We start from the raw sequence: 18,496 nt of genomic DNA, 5'->3' as shown, positions 1-18,496 counted from the left end.
GAGTGGGCGGGCGATGCAATCATCGCGATTCCCTTTAAATTAGATACTTCTAAATTACCTCCCAATATATTGCGGGCAACTTTTTGTCATTGCCGCCGACTCCTCCTGCCCGTTACTTCTGTCTTGCTTGGGTTAACATATTGATTCGGAAGGCGGGCCGATGATCGTAGTCGTAGATGAGCGGAATATTGTGACTGAGGGGTACTCCTCTTGGTTCAGTCGAGAAGGCATCACGACAACCGGCTTTACACCAGATGATTTCAATGAATGGGTCGAGAGCGTCCCCCATCAGGATATTCTGGCAGTTGAAGCCTTTCTGATCGGCGAATGTGAAGCCCAGAACGGACTTCCAGCCCGAATTCGTGAACGCTGTAAGGCGCCGGTGATTGCGGTAAATGACCGCCCGTCACTGGAGCACACTCTGGAGCTTTTTCAATCCGGAGTTGATGACGTGGTCCGCAAGCCGGTTCATGTCCGCGAAATCCTCGCCCGCATCAATGCAATTCGTCGCCGTACCGGTGCGTCTGGCTCATCAGGCAATGATGGGACCGAGCTTGGACCGATCCGGGTTTTCTCCGATGGTCGTGATCCACAGATAAATGGTGTGGATTTCCCGTTGCCTCGTCGTGAGCGCCGCATCCTTGAATATCTGATCGCAAACCGTGGTCGCCGCCTCAACAAGGCGCAGATTTTCAGTGCGATTTACGGCATTTTCGACAGTGAAGTCGAAGAAAATGTCGTCGAAAGCCATATCAGCAAGCTCCGCAAAAAATTGCGCGAAAAGCTTGGTTTTGATCCTGTTGATTCAAAACGTTTTCTTGGATACTCAATCAATATCGAATGAGATTCGTATCCGGTCTGTCGGGCTTTCAAAAGCTCAAATCCAGTAATTCGCGGTTTTTAAAGGTAGTCCCTTCCGGGCACCCCTGAAACTGATCGAGTCCTCAGTAAAAGCGTAAAAATCCTAAAGGCTACAGTTTCACGCAAGCGTGGCCCGTTAGCTTGTCTGCGGATTCTCAAATTCTCAGGAGTTGCCAATGAGCCTCTACGGTATGATGCGGACCGGCGTTTCGGGTATGAACGCGCAGGCCAACCGCTTGTCTGCAGTCGCGGATAACATCGCAAATGCGAGCACGGTCGGTTACAAGCGCGCTGATGCGCAGTTCTCGTCTCTGGTTCTGCCCAACACCGCAGGTCAATATAATTCTGGCAGCGTGGAAACCAATATTCGCTACGGTATTTCCGATCAGGGCGGCATTCGTCCGACGTCTTCAACCACTGATCTTGCTATCGATGGTAACGGTTATTTTGTAGTTAGCGATGCTGACGGCACGCCTTTCCTTACGCGCGCTGGCTCGTTCGTTCCTGATCAGTATGGCAATCTTGTCAATACGTCCGGCTACTACCTGATGGGCTATCCAGCAGACGCGAATGGCAATGTTACTACAGTGGCCAACAGCTTCGACGGTCTGGAGCGTGTGAACGTCAAGCAGTCCGATCTGGTCGCTACGCCAAGTACATCTGGCAATTTCACGGTCAATCTGCCTTCGACGGATACAGTGCCTGCTACCGGCGAGTTTAATCACAAAACATCGCTGATCGCTTATGACAACCTTGGTGGCAAGATCACGCTGGATGTCTATTTCACCAAGACCGGCGACAACACCTGGGACGTTTCGATCAAGAATGCGGCGGATGGCGTGGAAGTCGGAACAACCACTCTGAATTTTGACGGCACGAACGGTAAGCTGCTTTCCGGCGGCGACGTTGCTGTTGATCTCACCGCCTATAATGGCCAGTCATTGGATCTTAACCTTGGTTCATCCAAGCAGCTTGCCAAAGACTATACGATCAGTGAAGCCGTTATCAACGGTCAGGCGCCTTCGTCCATCAAGGGCGTGGATATTGGCAAAGACGGTTCCGTCGTGGCGCTTTATGAGAATGGCGCGCAGAAGCTCCTTTACCGTATTCCGCTCGGAACGGTTGCCAGCCCTGATCGCATGTCGGTTATCAGCGGCAATGTGTTTTCGCCGAGTGCCGAATCCGGCAACATCCAGCTTGGGTTCCCTGAAGGCGGCGGCATGGGCAAGATTTCGTCCGGCGCGTTGGAAGAATCCAACGCTGATATTGCGCAAGAGTTGACCGACATGATCGAAGCTCAGCGCAGCTACACCGCCAATTCGAAGGTCTTCCAGACCGGTTCCGAACTGATGGACGTACTGGTTAACCTGAAAAGATAAATTGAAGCGGTTCCGGGGAGGTGGTCAGTCTCCCCGGAATTGCAGTTTTAAAACTGGACTGTTTTCGCAACAAAAACGGTTCGACGTAGGATGGGGATAAGATGTCGCTTAGTTCTGCTCTTCTGACGGCCAAAAGTTCGCTTGCGGCAACGTCCAAGCAGACGTCAGTCGTCTCTCGCAATATTGCGGGAGTCAATGATCCTGATTATTCGCGGCGTACGGCCTCGCTGGCTTCCGGGCCGTATGGCTCGCTTTATGTGAATATCAGCCGGTCCGCTGATGAGGCGTTGTTCAACCGCTTTATTCAGTCGAACAGCACGGCATCCTCTTCTTCTATTCTTGCAGGCGGGCTTGACCGCCTTTCGTCGCTTTATTCGGTGGATAATTTTTCAGGTTCGCCTTCGGCCCTGATCGGCGATTTGCGCGATGCGCTCCAGACCTTTGCTGCCTCGCCCTCCAATTCGACACTTGGCGATAGCGTCGTATCGACTGCGCAGGCGCTGGCCGATGCCCTGAACGATGGCACGAAGCAGATCCAGTCTCTGCGCACCGATGCAGATAATGAAATCGCGGACTCTGTTGCCAACATCAACGACGTGCTGGCCAAGTTCGAAAAGGTGAACCAGCAGATCGTCAGCGGCACGCGTGCAGGCAGTGATGTGTCTGATTTTCTTGATCAGCGCGATTCACTGCTGAAGCAGCTTTCCGGCGAACTGGGCATCACGACCATGGTGCGCGGCGACAATGACATGGTCATTTTCGCAGAAAACGGTGTAACGCTGTTTGAAACAACGGCACGTAAAGTCAGCTTCGAATCCTCCGGCGGTCTCGCAGCGGGTGTTGCAGGCAACGCTGTTCTGGTCGACGGTGTGCCACTGACGCACGACACATTCGATCAGCCTTACGGTACAGGCCGCTTGAGTGGACTCTTGCAGTTGCGTGATCAGATTGCACCGCAATACCAGATGCAGCTTGATGAGATCGCACGCGGTCTGGTGTCGATGTTCGCGGAAACTGATCAGACTGGAGCAGGCCCAAATCAGACCGGTCTGTTCGGCTGGGCCGGATCGCCAGCTGTTCCGGGTACGGGCGTTACAGCTGGCCTTGCGGGCACGATCAAGGTGTCGTCCGCATTTGTTGCATCAGAAGGCGGCAGCTCGCTTCTCTTGCGTGATGGCGGTGCGAATGGTGCCAATTATAAATATAATGCAACTGGTGCGGCCGGCTTTAGTGATCGCCTGCGCGCTTTGAACGAAGCTTTCACGGAGCCACTGACTTTTGCGTCGTCTGCAGGGCTTAATTCCAGTGCAAGCCTTATTGATTACAGCGCTTCTTCGATCAGCTGGCTGGAAGGCAAGCGGAAAACGGCTAATTCCAATTTCTCCTACAATCAGACTGTCGCTGTTCAGGCCGATCAGGCGCTTTCCAATGCCAATGGTGTCGATATCAACACTGAAATGGCGCTGCTTCTTGATCTTGAACATTCCTATCAGGCCTCGAGCCGGGTGTTGACGACGATCAACTCCATGCTCGACGATCTTCTCAACGCGGTGTGAGGCTTATGAAAGCGCAATCGATTTCCACTTATGGTGCAGCTTCAGCTCTCAAGGTCCTCGTAGCGAAGACTAAGGCTGAGCTTGGGAAAGCCCAACAGGAAGCAACCACTGGTATGGTGTTCGATGTTGGTTTGGCGCTCGGTTCCAAGTCTGGCCAGACCATATCCTTGCGCAAGGAATATGATCGTCTGACTGTTCTGACCGATATGAACAAACTGCTGCAGCAGCGGATGACGACGACGCAGAGTGCGACCACGACCATTATCGAAAATACGCAGGATTTTCTCGGCGATCTGACGGGAGCCAACAGCACCGTTGAAGCTGCTGAAACGGCTGCAAAATCTGCGCAGTCTTTGCTCGATTCCGTCACCGGTTTGCTTAATACCAGCTATAATGGCGAATATATTTTCTCTGGTGTGAACACCGATGTGAAGCCGATTGCCGACTATACAGAAGGTAGTGCCGCCCAGACAGCGGTGCGCCAGGCATTTGAAGATCATTTCGGTTTCGGCATGAATGATCCGCGGGTTGCCAATATTACCGGCGATGAAATGAAATCCTTTCTCGAAGGCGATTTTGCTGAACAGTTCAATGATGCCAACTGGGATGCTAATTGGTCGAATGCGTCTGACACGGTGATTAAGAGCCGTATTTCACCCAGCGAAACGGCTGCGACATCGATCTCTGCCAACGCAGACGGTTTCCGCAAGACAATCATGTCGGCGGTGATGGTTTCTGAATTTGCGACCATCGGTCTGAACAATTCCGCGTTTCAGGCGCTCACCACACAGGCTATGCAGACAACGACGCAGGGTGTCACGGGGATGACCTCAGAGCAGACGACGCTTGGTCTTGCGCAGCAGCGTACGAATGCAGCCACAACACGCATTGCAGCCCAGCAGAAGATTCTCAATGAATCGGTTCTTAATCTTGAGGAAGTCGACCCTTACGAGGCTGCAACACGCGTTAATGCATTGATGACACAGATCGAGACATCCTATGCGCTGACAGTTCAGCTGCAGAATATGAGCCTGCTGAACTATTTGAAATAGTTAGATCATTAGAGCGCCGTGCACCCTTTAGGGTGCACAAATGACGCTCTGGACTATTAAATCGACGCATTGTTCTTTCCAAAAATCGGTTCCGATTTTTGGGCGATGCTGTGGGGCGCTTATCCGCCCCGAAGTTGAACATCACGCACCGGGCAGCATGAGGCGGCCTGTAAGTGTGATGCCGGAGAACGGAGACTACATGTATCAGCTGCGCTACGAAGACGTCATGAATGATGATATGGCGAGCGCCAAGGAACGGGAGCGGATGCTTTTTGACCGTTCGATCGAGATGCTTGCCGCTGCCAGGGCCAATGGAGCCGGATCGCGCGAAGGCATCGATGCTGCCTACTTCACCACCAAACTCTGGACCACGATCATCGACGATTTAGGGTCGGACGAGAATGTGCTCCCGAAGGAACTCAAGGCGGCCATCATTTCAGTTGGCATCTTCATTCTCAAAGAAATGGAACTCATTCGGCAGGGCGAAAGCAGTGATTACGATACCTTGATCGAAATCACCGAATCCATCCGGGATGGTCTGTGATATGACGACCAATAGTGGCAAATCGGCAATTCGTCTTTCGCTGCGTGCGGGTGAGAAGATCTACATCAACGGCGCGGTTCTGAAAGCAGACCGGAAAGTATCGCTTGAGCTGTTGAACGACGCGACCTTTCTGCTGGAAAACCATGTTCTGCAACCTGATGAGACAACGACGCCGCTGCGCCAGCTCTACTTTGCGGCACAGATGATCCTGATCGAGCCAGCGCTGAGAGAACAGGCCCGCAATACCTTTGCGCAGATGCTGAAAGGCATGTTTGCGGCATTCAAGGATGCGGAAATCCTCAACGCACTCAAGCTTGTTGATGAGCTGGTTCACAACGGACGTGTTTTTGAAGCATTGAAGACAATTCGTGCGCAATATCAGCGCGAGGCCGAGCTGATGGGCGAAACAGTCCCGGTCGTGCCTGTCAAACAATCCGAAAAGCCTGCGGAGGCAAGTCTATGACCACCACATCGACAGTCGGTGCGAACAATACGACGAACAACACAGCCAACTCGTCGAGCAGCAATGCTGCTGCCAAGGCCAGTGTGGATTACAATTCCTTTCTGAAACTTCTGGTTACGCAGATGCAGAATCAGGATCCGACGCAGCCAATGGATGCGACGCAATATGTTTCCCAGCTTGCCACCTTCTCCAATGTGGAGCAGGCCGTGCAGATGAACAGCAAGCTTGAAACGCTGATTGCCAATTCATCTCTATCGCAGGCGGAAGGCTGGATTGGCCGCACATTGACAAGCGCTGACGGAACAGTTTCCGGTGTCGTCAAATCCGTGACCATTCAGTCGTCGGGCATGCTCGCCGAACTGGAAGACGGCAAGACGATGCTGATCGGCCAAGGCGTCAAGATTAGCTAAGGAAAACGGTTTTGAACGAAGCTGATGCGCTCGATATCGTCAATTCGGCGGTTTGGACCGTGCTTATGGCCAGCGGCCCAGCTGTCCTTGCAGCAATGCTTGCGGGCATCGGTATTGCGCTGTTTCAGGCTTTGACACAGATTCAGGAAATGACGCTGACTTTCGTGCCGAAAATCATCGTCATTTTTGTCGTTCTGGCCTTTACCGCGCCGTTTGTCGGAGCGCAGATCAACTCCTTTACGCTGTTGGCCTATTCGCGCATCGAAAAAGGATTTTAGAACCTATTCCAGAAGAGGCTGCTGTTTTTCTGACGTAGCCCTCGCGCAAGCTTCGCCGTTTATGTTCCGTCCGACAATAGGAGACGGACGTGCAGCAGGCAGCGGCTAAGCCATTAACAAAGCGTGGAATTCTGACAGGCAGCGACTTGGGGCTTGCTGCTGGCATTGTCATTATTCTGACCGTGCTTTTCCTGCCTGTGCCCGCAGTTGTGCTGGATATCGGTCTGGCCTTCTCGATCGCCTTTTCCGTTCTTATCCTGATGGTTTCGCTGTGGATTCAGCGCCCGCTCGATTTCTCGGCTTTCCCAACCGTGTTGCTGATCGCAACGATGATGCGTCTGTCTCTCAATATTGCGACGACGCGTGTGATCCTCACACATGGCAATGAAGGCTATCTGGCAGCGGGCCATGTGATCCACGGCTTCTCGCAATTCGTGATGGGTGGCGATTTCGTCATCGGCCTTGTCGTTTTCTCGATCCTCATCATCGTCAATTTCCTTGTCATCACCAAGGGTGCGACGCGTATCGCAGAAGTGGGTGCACGCTTCACGCTCGACGCTATTCCCGGCAAGCAGATGGCAATCGATGCCGACCTCTCCTCTGGTCTGATCGATGAGAAACAGGCACAGCATCGTCGTCGTGAACTGGAAGAGGAAAGCTCGTTCTTCGGTTCGATGGATGGTGCTTCGAAATTCGTGCGCGGTGATGCGATTGCCGGTCTGATCATCACGGCGGTCAATATTTTCGGTGGCATCATCATTGGCGTAACCCGCCATGGTATGGATATTTCCGAAGCAGCCGACGTTTTCACCAAGCTTTCTGTTGGCGACGGTCTGGTTACGCAGATCCCGGCGCTGATCGTCTCGCTTGCAGCCGGTCTTCTTGTTTCCAAGGGTGGTACACGCGGCTCGGCCGATCAGGCGATTTTCGGACAGCTTGGCGCTTATCCTAAAGCCCTTCTGATTGCATCATTCCTGCTGTTTGTGCTGGGTATCATGCCTGGATTGCCAGCATTTCCGTTCTTCCTGTTGGGCGGCGCCATGGCGTTTGTCGGTATCGCAGTGCCGCGCCGTCAGGCCCGCCAGCGCGAGGCTGAGGCAGCAGAAGAACAGTCCAAGCAGCGAGATGTGGAAGAGCAGGAGCGCAATTCCGTCAAGGCTTCGCTGGAAACCACACAGATCGAGCTTTGCCTTGGCAAGCAGCTCTCCGCCCGCCTTATTGCATCGCAGCAGGAACTGGCACATCGCGTCGCCAAGATGCGTAAGAAGTTTGCGCAGGAATACGGCTTCGTTATCCCTGAGATCAAGGTAACGGACGATATTTCGCTGCCACCAAAGAGCTATCGTATCAAGATCCACGGTACTGCGGTTGCGAGCCATGAATTGCGGGTTGGTGAAATTCTCGTCGTGTTGGGTGAACGTCCAATCCCGTCTATTCCGGGCGAAGAAGTGCGCGAACCGGCTTTTGGTATGCGTGCCTATTCTGTGCCGGAAACATTTACGTCCGACCTGCGTCGCGATGGCTATATGACCGTCGATAATCTGTCGGTGTTGCTGACACATTTGAGCGAGATTGTGCGTAACAATCTGGCGCAGCTCCTATCCTATAAAGACATGCGGATTCTGCTTGATCGTCTTGGGCCGGAATATCGCAAGCTTCTTGAGGATATCTGTCCGGCAAATATCTCCTATTCAGGGCTTCAGGCTGTTTTGAAGCTGCTGCTTGCGGAGCGTGTTTCAATCCGCAACCTGCATCTGATTCTTGAATCGATTGCGGAGATTGCGCCTCTCGTCCGCCGTCCTGAAATGATTGTCGAGCATGTTCGCATGCGGATGGCGCAGCAGATATGCGGTGATCTGTCGGATAATGGCGTGCTCAACGTCCTGCGCCTTGGCAACCGATGGGATCTGGTCTTCCATCAGAGCCTCAAGCGGGACAACAAGGGCGAAATCGTCGAGTTTGATATCGATCCGCGCCAGCTTGAGCAGTTTGGTACCGAAGCCACGGCAGCCATACGCAAGCATTTTGATAGCGGCGAGCGGTTTGTGCTGGTCTCTTCTCCTGAAGCGCGCCCATATATCCGCATGATCATCGAGCGCCTTTTCGCGACCTTGCCTGTTCTGTCGCATGTCGAGATCGCACGTGGTGTCGAAGTGAAATCGCTTGGCGCGATTTCCTGACGGGGAGAGAACCCGTTGCCCATCACCCAACTGCCGATCAACGAGCTTGTCTTCGCAGCCATGCTCGCATTCTGCCGTGTCGGGGCATGTCTGATGCTGATGCCGGGCATCTCAAGCGGGCGGATACCGCTGCAGGTGCGGTTGTTCATCGCGCTCGCCTGCTCATTCGCCGTGCTTCCACTGGTGATTGAGACCATCACACCCAGCCTTGATGGCACACATCCGTTGGCGATGTTTCGCCTTATGCTGAGCGAAATGTTTATTGGTGCGGTGATTGGGATTCTGGCGCATATTTATTTCTGGGCGCTGCAATTCATGGCCAATATGATGGCGATGGCAGTGGGCTATTCCGGCACTCCAGCCGATGCGATTACTGAACCTGAACCGCAGGCAACGCTTGCGACCATTGTCACTTTCAGCGCGCTGTTTCTGTTTTTCGTCACGGACATGCATCTTGAGATTCTGCGGGCGCTGCTGAGTTCCTACACAGCGATACCCGTTGAAGGTCATTTCAGACCCGATGCCGCGATGATCGATATCAGCGACGCGCTTTCCGGGGCATTTCTGGCAACCTTGCGCATCGCAGCGCCGTTTATTGTCTTTGCGATTCTGGTCAATTTCGCCATTGGACTGATCAACAAGCTGACGCCGACGATTCCTATCTATTTTGTGTCGATGCCATTTGTCCTCGGCGGTGGATTGCTGGTCGTCTATTTCATTTTGCCGGAACTGCTGCGTTTCTTTATCGGCGAAACGTCAACGCAGATGCGCAATCTGTTCTGAGGATTTCATGGCTCAAACCAATGCCCGTAATCTCAAAAAGCTGATTGCATTGCAAAAGCTGGGCGCCGCTCGGCTGGAAGTATCTCTTGCGGTCACGAATAATCGCAAGGCTGTGCTTGATGAAGAGCGTGAAGCGCTGATCGCTATGCAGGATCGGCGATACGATGGCAGTTCATTCACAGTCGACCCCGCACTGCTTATCAAACGTCTTGGAGGCAATGCCTTAGAAAGCGAGAGCATCGAACAGCAGCTCGAATCACAGCGCAGCGGTCTCCTGAAAGAACAACGTCGGGTAGAACTTTTGGAAGATCGGCTGGAAACGGTACGAAATGATACCGAAAGACGAGAACTCGCAAGCCTCATTGAAGAGCTTATCTGCCGGAAAACATCTACGGCTTGATCGATGATATCGCGGGTACTGACAGTTAATTCCTTATTATAACAAGTATTTACAAGAAATCTGGTGGACTTATCCAGGCGACATTGACCCTGTGTCTGTCATAAAACTGACGCTGATTCGTACCGCAAGCTTCAGTCAAGTTTGGCAAACTATGGTGCAATCAAGAGATGAAGAAGGACGAGTTGTATGGCGATCAATCCGCCGTCAGACCTGGTGATGGACGTGGCGCGGGCGGCCGATCCGCAAGCCTATCGCCTGGCGGCGGAACGTCTGAAGTCGATATCGGCTAACACAGGTCCGACGGGGGCTGGTGCCGATACAGGTTTGCCGCGGAATTTTGTGAGCTTTTCTGAAAGTCTGGGTTCAGGGGTTAGGGTCAATCCCGAAAGCCAGAACGCAACCAACCCGGCCTATCGAAAGTTTGAAGCTTTCATGCTGCAGTCTTTCGTCCAGTCGATGTTTACCAGCGATACAACGGCCACTTTTGGCAAGGGCATCGCAGGTGAGTACTGGAAATCGATGATGGCTGAGGCCATGGCCAATAAAATGGCAGATACGGGCGGTGTAGGCATCGCCCGTATGCTCGAAGCGCAAGCAGCAATGAAGCAGCGAGCGGAGAATTCGGCAACGTTGGCTTTGGGAGACGTCGTTAACGATCTGGGACAGGGAATGAGCAAGGACGCCGTGTCGAAGGATATCATTCACGGATTTGAACGCCAACTCATTCAGAAGCAACTGGAAAACAATGAAAGTGGAGAACGCGCTTAAGGCTGATCCGCCTTTACCGAAACCGCTCTAGCGAGTGAACGAGAGCGCGACCCGCTGATACATATAATTGAGGAAACCCGAACATGACCGACACAAGCTCCGAAATCAGCCTGCTGCCGCAAGCGCCGGAAGTAGCACTGGATGTCAATCCAGCAGAGGAACTGGAGCAGCAGCCCGCACTTAAGCCGGTTGTGCGGGCTATTCAGCGTCTTGAGGACGTCATTGATACGGAAACCCGTCTTTTGCTTGAGGGCGGACATCCGGACCTTGCCGACATCAACTCGCGCAAGAGCCGTGGCCTGTATGACTTCAATAAGGCAATCAAAAAGGCTGCCAGCCTTGCCGAACCTGCCACGATGAAGGGATTGCAGCCATTGCTTGATAGTCTCAAGCAGAAGCTGGAGAAGAATTGCGAAGCGTTGCAACTGCACCTGCGTGCGGTTGGTGAACTGGCTGATCTTATCCGTGGCGCGCTGGAAACGCAGGATGCAGACGGCACCTACAGCATGCAGAGCGCGAGGCTCGGTCACGCCCGATGATCCGCATATTCGCAATCGGCCTTTGGATATGTGCAGTGGCCCTCGGATCGCTGTTCTTTGCTGTGCGCCAGAACGATGGGCCTTCAGGCGAGGTGCAAGCGAATGGAGGCGCGTTTGGCGGGCTCGATTACGTCAAGACCGACGTGATGAGTGTGCCGATCATCTCCAATGGCAGCGTTGCAGGCTATGTCGTGGCGCAGCTGGTCTATACGGTCGATTCGAACATTCGCAAAAAGCTCACTGTGCCGCTTGAATATTTCATCAGTGATGAGATTTTCCGTAAGTTTTACGGCAGTTATTCGGACACCAAAGAAGTCGAGAAAGTGAACTTCGAGGCTGTGCGGGCATCGGTCATCACCGATTTGAATGCGCGCTTCCCAGAACCAGTGATCAAGGATCTGCTGGTCGAACAATTCAATTACATTTCGGCGGCAGAGATTCGCGCCATGAATATGCGCGGCGGTGCTTCGTCGGAAATCGCTGGCAAGCAGGCGGCAGCCGCTTCATCTCACAGCGAGTAGTATTTTCCCGCCAGCTGGCTCAAACGTTCTTCGTCAAGCGTGGGTATGGAGGGGTCTGTGATGAGCTGGACTCCGATTTCGCGTTTCTCTCGCCAGACGATCTGGGCCAGAAGCGCACGCGCATAGAAGTCGTCAAACAGCCAGAAGCGTTCGGGGAGGCTCGGAACGTCAGTTATCCTTAGTCTTGCACCATGCGGAGCAATGTCGCAGAACTGGCACTCAATGATAAAGCGCCCATCAAGGTCGATTATCTTACCTGATCGCAGCCGCGTGCGCTGTCGCTCTTCCCTACGTCGCTCGTGAGATGGCTTGTTGCGCACCATAAAATTTTGCCTGCTATATTTTCCCCTTGAAGGCAAAATATAGCAGGCATCACTTTAGTAAGCGTTACCTAAGTTCAATGTTCGCCGCATTTTTCACAGCGACCACGCAATTCCAGTGTTGTTTTGCGTGATTTGAAGCCACTTTGGACGCTCCACGCGCTGACGAGATTTTCGATGGCTGGATCGGAAAATTCCGTCACCTGTCCGCATTGTTCGCAAATGGCAAAAGCAATAAGGCCGTGCTGGTGGCATTGCGGGTGCGCGCAGGCAACAAAGGCATTCAGGCTTTCGAGGCGGTGCACCATCCCGTAATCAAGCAGCTTTTCCAAAGCGCGATAAACCTGCAGCGGAGCGCGAAAGCCATCATCGCGGAGCTGGTCGAGAATCGTATAGGCGCTCAGTGGTCCATCCGCCTTGGACAACACATCGAAAACCAGTGTCTGATTGCGGGTCAGATCATGCGATGGGTGACTATGCGCGTGATGATGGTCGTGGTGATTGCTCATTGTCCAGCGGTCCGTTTCGGTGAAGCCTCTCTCCTATTTAATGGCAGGAGGCTTAAAATGAAAATAGCCAGTGCGGCAACGACGATTGATGGGCCCGATGGCGTATCGAATTCAACAGAACCGTAAAGCCCGCCGATAACGCCAACTGCCCCGATGATGGAAGCCATGATAGCCATTTGCTCAGGCGTTGAAGCAAACCGGCGGGCTGTCGCGGCAGGAATAATCAGAAGCGACGTTATCAGCAAAATACCGACAATCTTCATTGAAATGGCGATAACAATTGCCAGCAGCAGCATGAAGATGATGCGCGACAAGGCGGGATTCAAGCCTTCAGCCCGCGCAATATCTTCGCTGACGGTAGCTGCAAGCAGTGGGCGCCACAACCATGCAAGCACGGCGAGCACCAGAATTCCGCCGCCATAGATAAAAGCGATGTCGAGACGCGAAACTGCGAGCAGATCGCCAAACAGGAATGACAGCAGGTCGACACGCACCCATGTCATAAAGGCGACGATGACCAGTCCCAGCGATAGTGTTGCGTGTGAAAGAATACCCAACAGCGAATCCGCCGAAAGCGAATGCCTTTTTTGCAGCAGCAAAAGGATGGCTGAAATGGCGACGGCTACGGCAAAAACACCGATCATCAGATTGATATCAAGGATCAGTGCCAAGGCCACGCCCAGCAATGCCGAATGGGCCATGGTGTCACCAAAATAGGCCATCCGCCTCCACACGATGAAGCAGCCAAGCGGGCCCGTGGTCAGTGCCAGGCCTATCCCGGCAATCAAAGCGCGGGTGAAAAAATCGTCAAGCATGGGGTTTGCCTTCCTCATGATGGTGATGATGTTCACCGTCATGGTGATGACCATCTTCGGCATGGCAGTGATCTGTCACCGTGCCATCGGCGTGCATGACACGACCGTCAGGCAGATGTGTGTGATCGTGATGATGTTCATAAACGGCGAGAGGCCCGACTGCGCGGCTCCCGAACAGGCGCAAATATTCCGGGCTGGCAGTCACATCGCGCGGCGTTCCGCTGCAGCAGACATGACCATTGAGGCAGATGACGCGGTCGGTTGCCGCCATGACAAGATGCAGATCGTGGGAGATCAGCAGTACACCGCAGCCCGTGTCATCACGTAATTTAGCAATCAGCTCGTAAAGGGCCGCTTCACCGGAAAAATCGACGCCTTGGACTGGCTCATCTAGCACCATGATATCGGGCTTGCGTGCGAGTGCACGGGCCATCAATGCTCGCTGAAACTCGCCACCCGACAGATTGGTAATCTCTGCTTTGAGAAGATGTGTGATTCCGACGGCATCCAGTGCACGCACAATATCAGCTTTGGGTAGGGGGCCGGTCAGTGTCATCAAGCGCTCAACAGAAAGCGGCATGGTCCTGTCAATATTGATCTTCTGCGGCACATATCCGATCCGCAGACCTTTTATATGATGCACCTCGCCCTCATCGGGCTTGAGAATGTGCAACGCCATTTTGGCTGTGGTGCTTTTACCCGCACCGTTGGGGCCGATAAGTGTGACGATCTCACCGCGATGGATCGTCAGGTCAACATTGCGCACAAGCCATCGCCCGTCACGATAAACGCCGGCACCTTTCAGGTCGATCAATGGTTCCCGCTTTGAATGTACGGGGGGGGCGGTTTTACGGGCCATATAAAATGAGCTTTCGCTGCCTTTATGAGAGCATCAACACTTTGTCTTAAGGGACAAAAGGCGCTCTCGAAATTCTTGTCTCAAGATGTGTGAACGATATGCCGATTCGTGTTCATTTGCGTTGCCCGGTTAAGCACTGTGAACAATTCTCCAAAAAGAGGTTGTGTCTCCTTATCGCAGACGTTATAGCATAACGCAAATGATGTAATAGAATAACATATCACTTGTATATGTTGTTCGCTTTTGCTGACTCTCAAGAGAGAACCCGAGAAAATATCATGAAACACTTCCGATCCCTGCTGTTGGCATCCGCATTTATGGCTGTTTTGGGTGGGGCGGCTTCTGCCGCCGAGCGCAGCGGCGTTGTCGTTTCGATCAAACCACTGCATTCCCTGGTTGCTGCTGTAATGCAGGGTGTAGGCGAGCCAAAACTGATCGTTCAGGGTGCAGGGTCGGAACATTCTTACAGCCTCAAACCATCTGATGCCCAAGCCATCGAGCACGCGAAGGTCATCTTCTGGGCCGGGCCTTCGATGGAGACTTTTCTCGATAAGCCATTCGATACCTTGGGCGAGGGCGCTAAAGTTGTAGCGTTGGGCGAAGCCGATGGATTGACGAAGCTCAAATTCCGCGAAGGGGGGCCATTCGAGGCACATGATCATGGCGATGAAGGTCATGAGCACGAAAAGCATGGTGAGGCGGGTCATGACCATAGTGCGGGAGCTGGCTCTCACGATGGCCATGACCACGCAAAGGAAAGTGCTGAAAAGGCAGAGGAACACCACCACCATGCCGAATTCGACCTCCACTTCTGGCTCGACCCGCAGAATGGCAAGGTTCTCGTTGGTGATATCGCCAAGGTTCTGAGCGAAAGCGATCCTGAACATGCGGCGCAATACGAAAAGAATGCAGCCGATTATGCCGAAAAGCTGGATGTACTGACCAAAGATATTGACAGCGAACTTCAACCTGTCAAAGACAAGCCGTTTATCGTCTTCCACGATGCATATCAGTATTTTGAGAACCGCTTCGACGTAAAAGCTGCGGGTTCGATTACTGTCAGCCCTGACAAAGCACCGGGTGCAGCCCGCATCAAGGACATCCATGAGAAGATCAAATCGCTCGGCGCTGTATGCGTGTTCTCCGAACCGCAGTTTGAACCAAAGCTGGTCAACACTGTGATTGACGGCACCGAGGCCAAAACGGGTGTGCTTGATCCACTCGGTTCAGAATTGAAGGACGGTCCTGATCTCTATCCGCAACTCATTCGTAATCTGGCAGCTTCACTGAAGAGCTGTCTGTCAGAGTAGCACTGGTCGCGCCCTTGTTCTGGAACCCCACCCGGAAGTGGCCAGTTCTTAGGGTCGGGCTGTTTGATTTCTCCGATGGTCCGACCCAACGATTCTCAACGTACTTTGGAAAAGCTATCCAGCTTTTCTAAGACGTGTTTAAGTTTCTCAATCAGGTGGCTTTGCCGCCTCTTTTTAGTCCAGTAGATGTAATGATATAACATTAATTATCCAGTCATACTGCGCTAGCAGCTTTTGTATCAACCGCAGCAAAGGAGATGCCATGAAAAGGCTTCCAGTCACCGTTCTTTCGGGCTTTCTCGGAGCAGGAAAAACCACGCTCCTTAACCACGTGCTCAACAACCGCGAAAATCGGCGTGTCGCGGTGATCGTCAACGATATGAGCGAAATCAATATTGATGCTGCTTTGGTGCGTGAGGGAGGTGCCGATTTATCGCGCACCGAAGAGCAACTCGTTGAAATGACCAATGGCTGCATTTGTTGCACATTGCGCGATGATCTTCTGAAAGAAGTGGCTCAACTCGCCTCGCAGGATCGTTTTGATTATCTCCTGATCGAATCGACCGGCATATCTGAACCTCTACCAGTTGCCGCCACATTTGAATTTCGCGATGAGAAGGGTGAAAGTCTCTCCGACCTTGCCCGTCTAGACACGATGGTTACGGTTGTAGATGCCGCCAATTTGCTCAAAGACTACTCTTCCAGCGATTTCCTGCGCGACCGTGGCGAATCTCTAGGAGATGAGGATGAGCGGACACTGGTTGATCTGCTGGTCGAGCAGATTGAGTTTGCAGATGTTGTCGTGCTCAACAAGGTTTCCACCTCAAGCGCGGAAGAACGTGATCTTGCGCGCAAGGTGATCAAGTCACTCAATCCCGACGCAAAAATAGAGGAAGTCGATTTCGGACAGGTCTCGCTTGATTCGATTCTCGACACACGCCTGTTCGATTTCAATCGCGCCCACGAACATCCGCTTTGGTATAAAGAACTCCACGGTTTCCACGAGCATGTGCCGGAGACAGAGGAGTATGGCGTCCATTCATTTGTGTATCGTGCCCGTCGTCCATTTGATCCAGCACGCTTTCAAAGTTTTATTGATCGAAGCTGGCCGGGTGTGGTTCGCGCAAAGGGCTTTTTCTGGCTGGCAACGCGTCCTGATTATGTGGGCGAGTTGAGTCAGGCCGGCGCATTGGTCCGCACCAACAAGCGCGGTCGCTGGTGGTCGGCTGTTCCTCGCAGCTATTGGCCGGTCGAACCGGAATGGCATCAGGCGATGCAGCCTTATCTTGATGCTGAGTGGGGAGACCGCAGGCAGGAAATTGTATTTATCGGAGTTAGTCCGATGGATAAGGCTAATATGATTGCTGAACTCGATACCTGTCTGGTGCCTGAGCAGTTCTTTATGCCGCAAAACTGGCAAAAACTGGTTGACCCGTTTCCAAATTGGTCAGCGGCAGCCTAACCCAGATCCTATTCAGCCGACAGCGCGGTAATTTCAGATATCCTGCTGTCGGCAAGGGTGCGGTGATCAAGCACATTGGCGATCGCTTCGCGCACGTCCAACATCATGTGTCGCACTTCGCATTCGGTTTCATCGCAATCGTCGCAAGGCTGATAATCGGTTTTGCTGGCGCAGGCGATAGGCGCAAGCGCCCCATCCAGTGCCCGAATGATATTGCCGATATGGATCTCGCTGGCGGGGCGGGCAAGGCAAAATCCACCGCCTTTGCCTTTGCGGCTCAATACAAAGCCTGCGTTTCGCAACTCGATGAAAATATTATCGAGAAACTTCCGCGGGATATGATGCCTTTCGGCAATCTCGCTCGCTGAAGCCAGCTGACCGTCCGATATATTGGCCAGGTGCACCATGGCTTTCAGGCCGTATTTGCCTTTTTTGGTTAGCATGGCATCCCTGCTGCAATGTCCAACGGACGGTCTAATTTCCCTGGTGATCGTATATATAATAAGAATTAGGGAGTTACGGCTATTCCGGCAAGTTACTTTCACGTCGCACTATGTCGGCGTCGCCTTTTTTAACGCCAGTGCTAGCGCACCTTGCAGGCTGTCACCGAGGGGTTCCCGATAGAACTCCTTATAAGGAAAGAATGGCAGTGCAGCGTAGGATGACGCCAACCCACCCGTAATGCTGAAACGTTGAAGCTCTTCGATTCCCAATTTATCCAATCCCCTACGGATCATTTCACAAGCGTCGGCAAGGATTCGTAAGCTGAGCGGATCGTTCAGCACTGCAAATTCGAAGAGCATTGGAGCAAAAGCGGCATAGTCAGCGGCGCTAGCTGTCCGGGAGAAAACTGTGATATCGCGCGGGTTACTGTCGAATCTCGCAAGAACCGCGCGAGACAAATCTGAGTGCTGCGCGAATCCGTCAACTGTGAGCAGTACCTGTTCCAGTAGTTCGCGACCGAGTCGTGCGCCTCCAGCGTGATCGCTCAGCATAAAGCCGCGCCCGCCGATTATGCGGATTGTGTCGTCGGTTCGCCTTACAAAGGCTGATCCCGTTCCCAGAATCGCGATGGCGGCATCGCCATCCCCCATCGCTCCTTGCAATGCTGTGAGCGTATCTGAAACGATTCTGCTCACTTTGAACGGTAGACGCTCATATATAAGAGTATGATCAGGAAGAGAGTTGGCACCAGCCAGCCCCAACACGGCGCTCGCCGATTCATATATAGAAGAGCCCAAACCGGCATTCTTGCGCGCTCGGTCTGCTGCCTTACATATATGAAGAATGCTATTCTCTTGGTCTGCCCCTATATTCGCAGGCCCAGATGCGCCTTCACCCAGCACTCTGCCGTTCTGATCTGCAACGATTGCACGGCATCCAGTGCCACCGCCATCAATCCCGAAGTGATAAGTGATCACCATTTCTGTCATTTCATTGTCGCAAATAAAGGAATCGGCAGGCTGGAACGGTTGATATTCTATTAA

Annotated in this window: 22 protein-coding genes; 16 read left to right on the top strand and 6 right to left on the bottom strand. The window is 52.9% G+C overall.

The features are described from left to right. The first annotated feature begins 160 nt into the window (after positions 1-160). The 14 genes from ftcR (at position 161) to C9380_RS16965 (ending at position 11,734) form a co-directional block, all read left to right on the top strand. Positions 161-844 carry a flagellar transcriptional regulator FtcR gene (gene ftcR / locus C9380_RS17030; RefSeq protein WP_024895888.1) on the top strand — a complete coding sequence of 228 codons (684 nt, stop codon included), beginning with the start codon at positions 161-163 and terminating at the stop codon, positions 842-844. A gap of 193 nt (positions 845-1,037) precedes the next feature. Beyond that, positions 1,038-2,240: a flagellar hook protein FlgE gene (locus tag C9380_RS17025; protein WP_024895887.1), complete on the top strand. Its 1,203-nt coding sequence runs from the start codon at positions 1,038-1,040 to the stop codon at positions 2,238-2,240. A gap of 101 nt (positions 2,241-2,341) precedes the next feature. Beyond that, positions 2,342-3,796: a flagellar hook-associated protein FlgK gene (gene flgK / locus C9380_RS17020; RefSeq protein WP_128094106.1), complete on the top strand. Its 1,455-nt coding sequence runs from the start codon at positions 2,342-2,344 to the stop codon at positions 3,794-3,796. Between the two features lie 5 nt (positions 3,797-3,801). Then, the gene (locus C9380_RS17015; protein WP_105534776.1) at positions 3,802-4,848 is read left to right on the top strand and encodes a flagellar hook-associated family protein; all 1,047 of its coding nucleotides are present in this window, start codon (positions 3,802-3,804) and stop codon (positions 4,846-4,848) included. Between the two features lie 199 nt (positions 4,849-5,047). Next, positions 5,048-5,392, top strand: coding sequence for a flagellar biosynthesis regulator FlaF (flaF, locus tag C9380_RS17010; protein WP_024895884.1), 345 nt, complete (start codon positions 5,048-5,050; stop codon positions 5,390-5,392). A 1-nt stretch (position 5,393) separates the two neighbouring features. Further along, positions 5,394-5,855 (top strand): flagellar biosynthesis repressor FlbT, encoded by a 462-nt coding sequence (flbT, locus tag C9380_RS17005; protein WP_024895883.1) that lies wholly within the window; start codon positions 5,394-5,396, stop codon positions 5,853-5,855. Beyond that, positions 5,852-6,265 (top strand): flagellar hook assembly protein FlgD, encoded by a 414-nt coding sequence (gene flgD, locus C9380_RS17000; RefSeq protein ID WP_024895882.1) that lies wholly within the window; start codon positions 5,852-5,854, stop codon positions 6,263-6,265. The genes flbT and flgD overlap by 4 nt, the downstream gene beginning before the upstream one ends. Before the next feature lie 11 nt (positions 6,266-6,276). Further along, positions 6,277-6,543, top strand: a complete 267-nt coding sequence (fliQ, locus tag C9380_RS16995; protein ID WP_024895881.1) for a flagellar biosynthesis protein FliQ — start codon at positions 6,277-6,279, stop codon at positions 6,541-6,543. Between the two features lie 89 nt (positions 6,544-6,632). Continuing rightward, positions 6,633-8,723, top strand: a complete 2,091-nt coding sequence (gene flhA, locus C9380_RS16990) for a flagellar biosynthesis protein FlhA (protein WP_100557356.1) — start codon at positions 6,633-6,635, stop codon at positions 8,721-8,723. Between the two features lie 15 nt (positions 8,724-8,738). Next, positions 8,739-9,506, top strand: a complete 768-nt coding sequence (gene fliR, locus C9380_RS16985; RefSeq protein ID WP_111787528.1) for a flagellar biosynthetic protein FliR — start codon at positions 8,739-8,741, stop codon at positions 9,504-9,506. Between the two features lie 7 nt (positions 9,507-9,513). Beyond that, positions 9,514-9,906 (top strand): hypothetical protein, encoded by a 393-nt coding sequence (locus C9380_RS16980; RefSeq protein WP_128094105.1) that lies wholly within the window; start codon positions 9,514-9,516, stop codon positions 9,904-9,906. 186 nt (positions 9,907-10,092) lie between these two features. Next, the gene (locus C9380_RS16975; protein WP_100557354.1) at positions 10,093-10,674 is read left to right on the top strand and encodes a rod-binding protein; all 582 of its coding nucleotides are present in this window, start codon (positions 10,093-10,095) and stop codon (positions 10,672-10,674) included. A gap of 83 nt (positions 10,675-10,757) precedes the next feature. Next, positions 10,758-11,213 (top strand): hypothetical protein, encoded by a 456-nt coding sequence (locus tag C9380_RS16970; protein WP_024895877.1) that lies wholly within the window; start codon positions 10,758-10,760, stop codon positions 11,211-11,213. Continuing rightward, entirely contained in the window at positions 11,210-11,734 is a 525-nt protein-coding gene (locus tag C9380_RS16965; RefSeq protein WP_024895876.1) for a hypothetical protein, read from the top strand. The genes C9380_RS16970 and C9380_RS16965 overlap by 4 nt, the downstream gene beginning before the upstream one ends. Here the strand turns inward: C9380_RS16965 and C9380_RS16960 are convergent. From C9380_RS16960 to C9380_RS16945, 4 genes are all read right to left on the bottom strand, one after another. Next, on the bottom strand, positions 11,722-12,057 hold the full coding sequence (locus C9380_RS16960) for a PilZ domain-containing protein (protein WP_105707980.1): 336 nt from the start codon (positions 12,055-12,057) through the stop codon (positions 11,722-11,724). The genes C9380_RS16965 and C9380_RS16960 overlap by 13 nt on opposite strands. 74 nt (positions 12,058-12,131) lie before the next feature. After that, a complete protein-coding gene (locus C9380_RS16955) occupies positions 12,132-12,563 on the bottom strand; it encodes a Fur family transcriptional regulator (protein ID WP_024895874.1) in 432 nt (143 codons plus the stop codon). Beyond that, positions 12,560-13,420: a zinc ABC transporter permease subunit ZnuB gene (znuB, locus tag C9380_RS16950; RefSeq protein ID WP_024895873.1), complete on the bottom strand. Its 861-nt coding sequence runs from the start codon at positions 13,418-13,420 to the stop codon at positions 12,560-12,562. The genes C9380_RS16955 and znuB overlap by 4 nt, the downstream gene beginning before the upstream one ends. Continuing rightward, positions 13,371-14,237 (bottom strand): ATP-binding cassette domain-containing protein, encoded by an 867-nt coding sequence (locus C9380_RS16945; protein WP_100557352.1) that lies wholly within the window; start codon positions 14,235-14,237, stop codon positions 13,371-13,373. Before C9380_RS16945 ends, znuB begins: the two co-directional genes overlap by 50 nt. Positions 14,238-14,515: 278 nt before the next feature. Between C9380_RS16945 and znuA the strand changes: the two genes are divergently transcribed. Next, positions 14,516-15,547: a zinc ABC transporter substrate-binding protein ZnuA gene (gene znuA, locus C9380_RS16940; RefSeq protein WP_100557351.1), complete on the top strand. Its 1,032-nt coding sequence runs from the start codon at positions 14,516-14,518 to the stop codon at positions 15,545-15,547. A gap of 262 nt (positions 15,548-15,809) precedes the next feature. Continuing rightward, on the top strand, positions 15,810-17,009 hold the full coding sequence (zigA, locus tag C9380_RS16935; protein WP_100557350.1) for a zinc metallochaperone GTPase ZigA: 1,200 nt from the start codon (positions 15,810-15,812) through the stop codon (positions 17,007-17,009). 8 nt (positions 17,010-17,017) lie between these two features. Here zigA and C9380_RS16930 read toward each other — a convergent pair whose 3' ends face one another. Together C9380_RS16930 and C9380_RS16925 are read right to left on the bottom strand one after the other, a co-directional pair. Next, complete coding sequence (locus tag C9380_RS16930; protein ID WP_024895869.1) at positions 17,018-17,452, bottom strand: RrF2 family transcriptional regulator; 435 nt, start codon at positions 17,450-17,452, stop codon at positions 17,018-17,020. A 108-nt stretch (positions 17,453-17,560) separates the two neighbouring features. Then, positions 17,561-18,442, bottom strand: coding sequence for a glucosamine kinase nucleotide-binding domain-containing protein (locus tag C9380_RS16925; RefSeq protein ID WP_128094104.1), 882 nt, complete (start codon positions 18,440-18,442; stop codon positions 17,561-17,563). Positions 18,443-18,496: the final 54 nt, after the last annotated feature.

Origin of the sequence: Brucella pituitosa, from assembly GCF_003049685.1 — a bacterium.
GTDB lineage: Bacteria > Pseudomonadota > Alphaproteobacteria > Rhizobiales > Rhizobiaceae > Brucella > Brucella pituitosa.
This window is presented reverse-complemented; position numbering and strand designations above follow the sequence as displayed.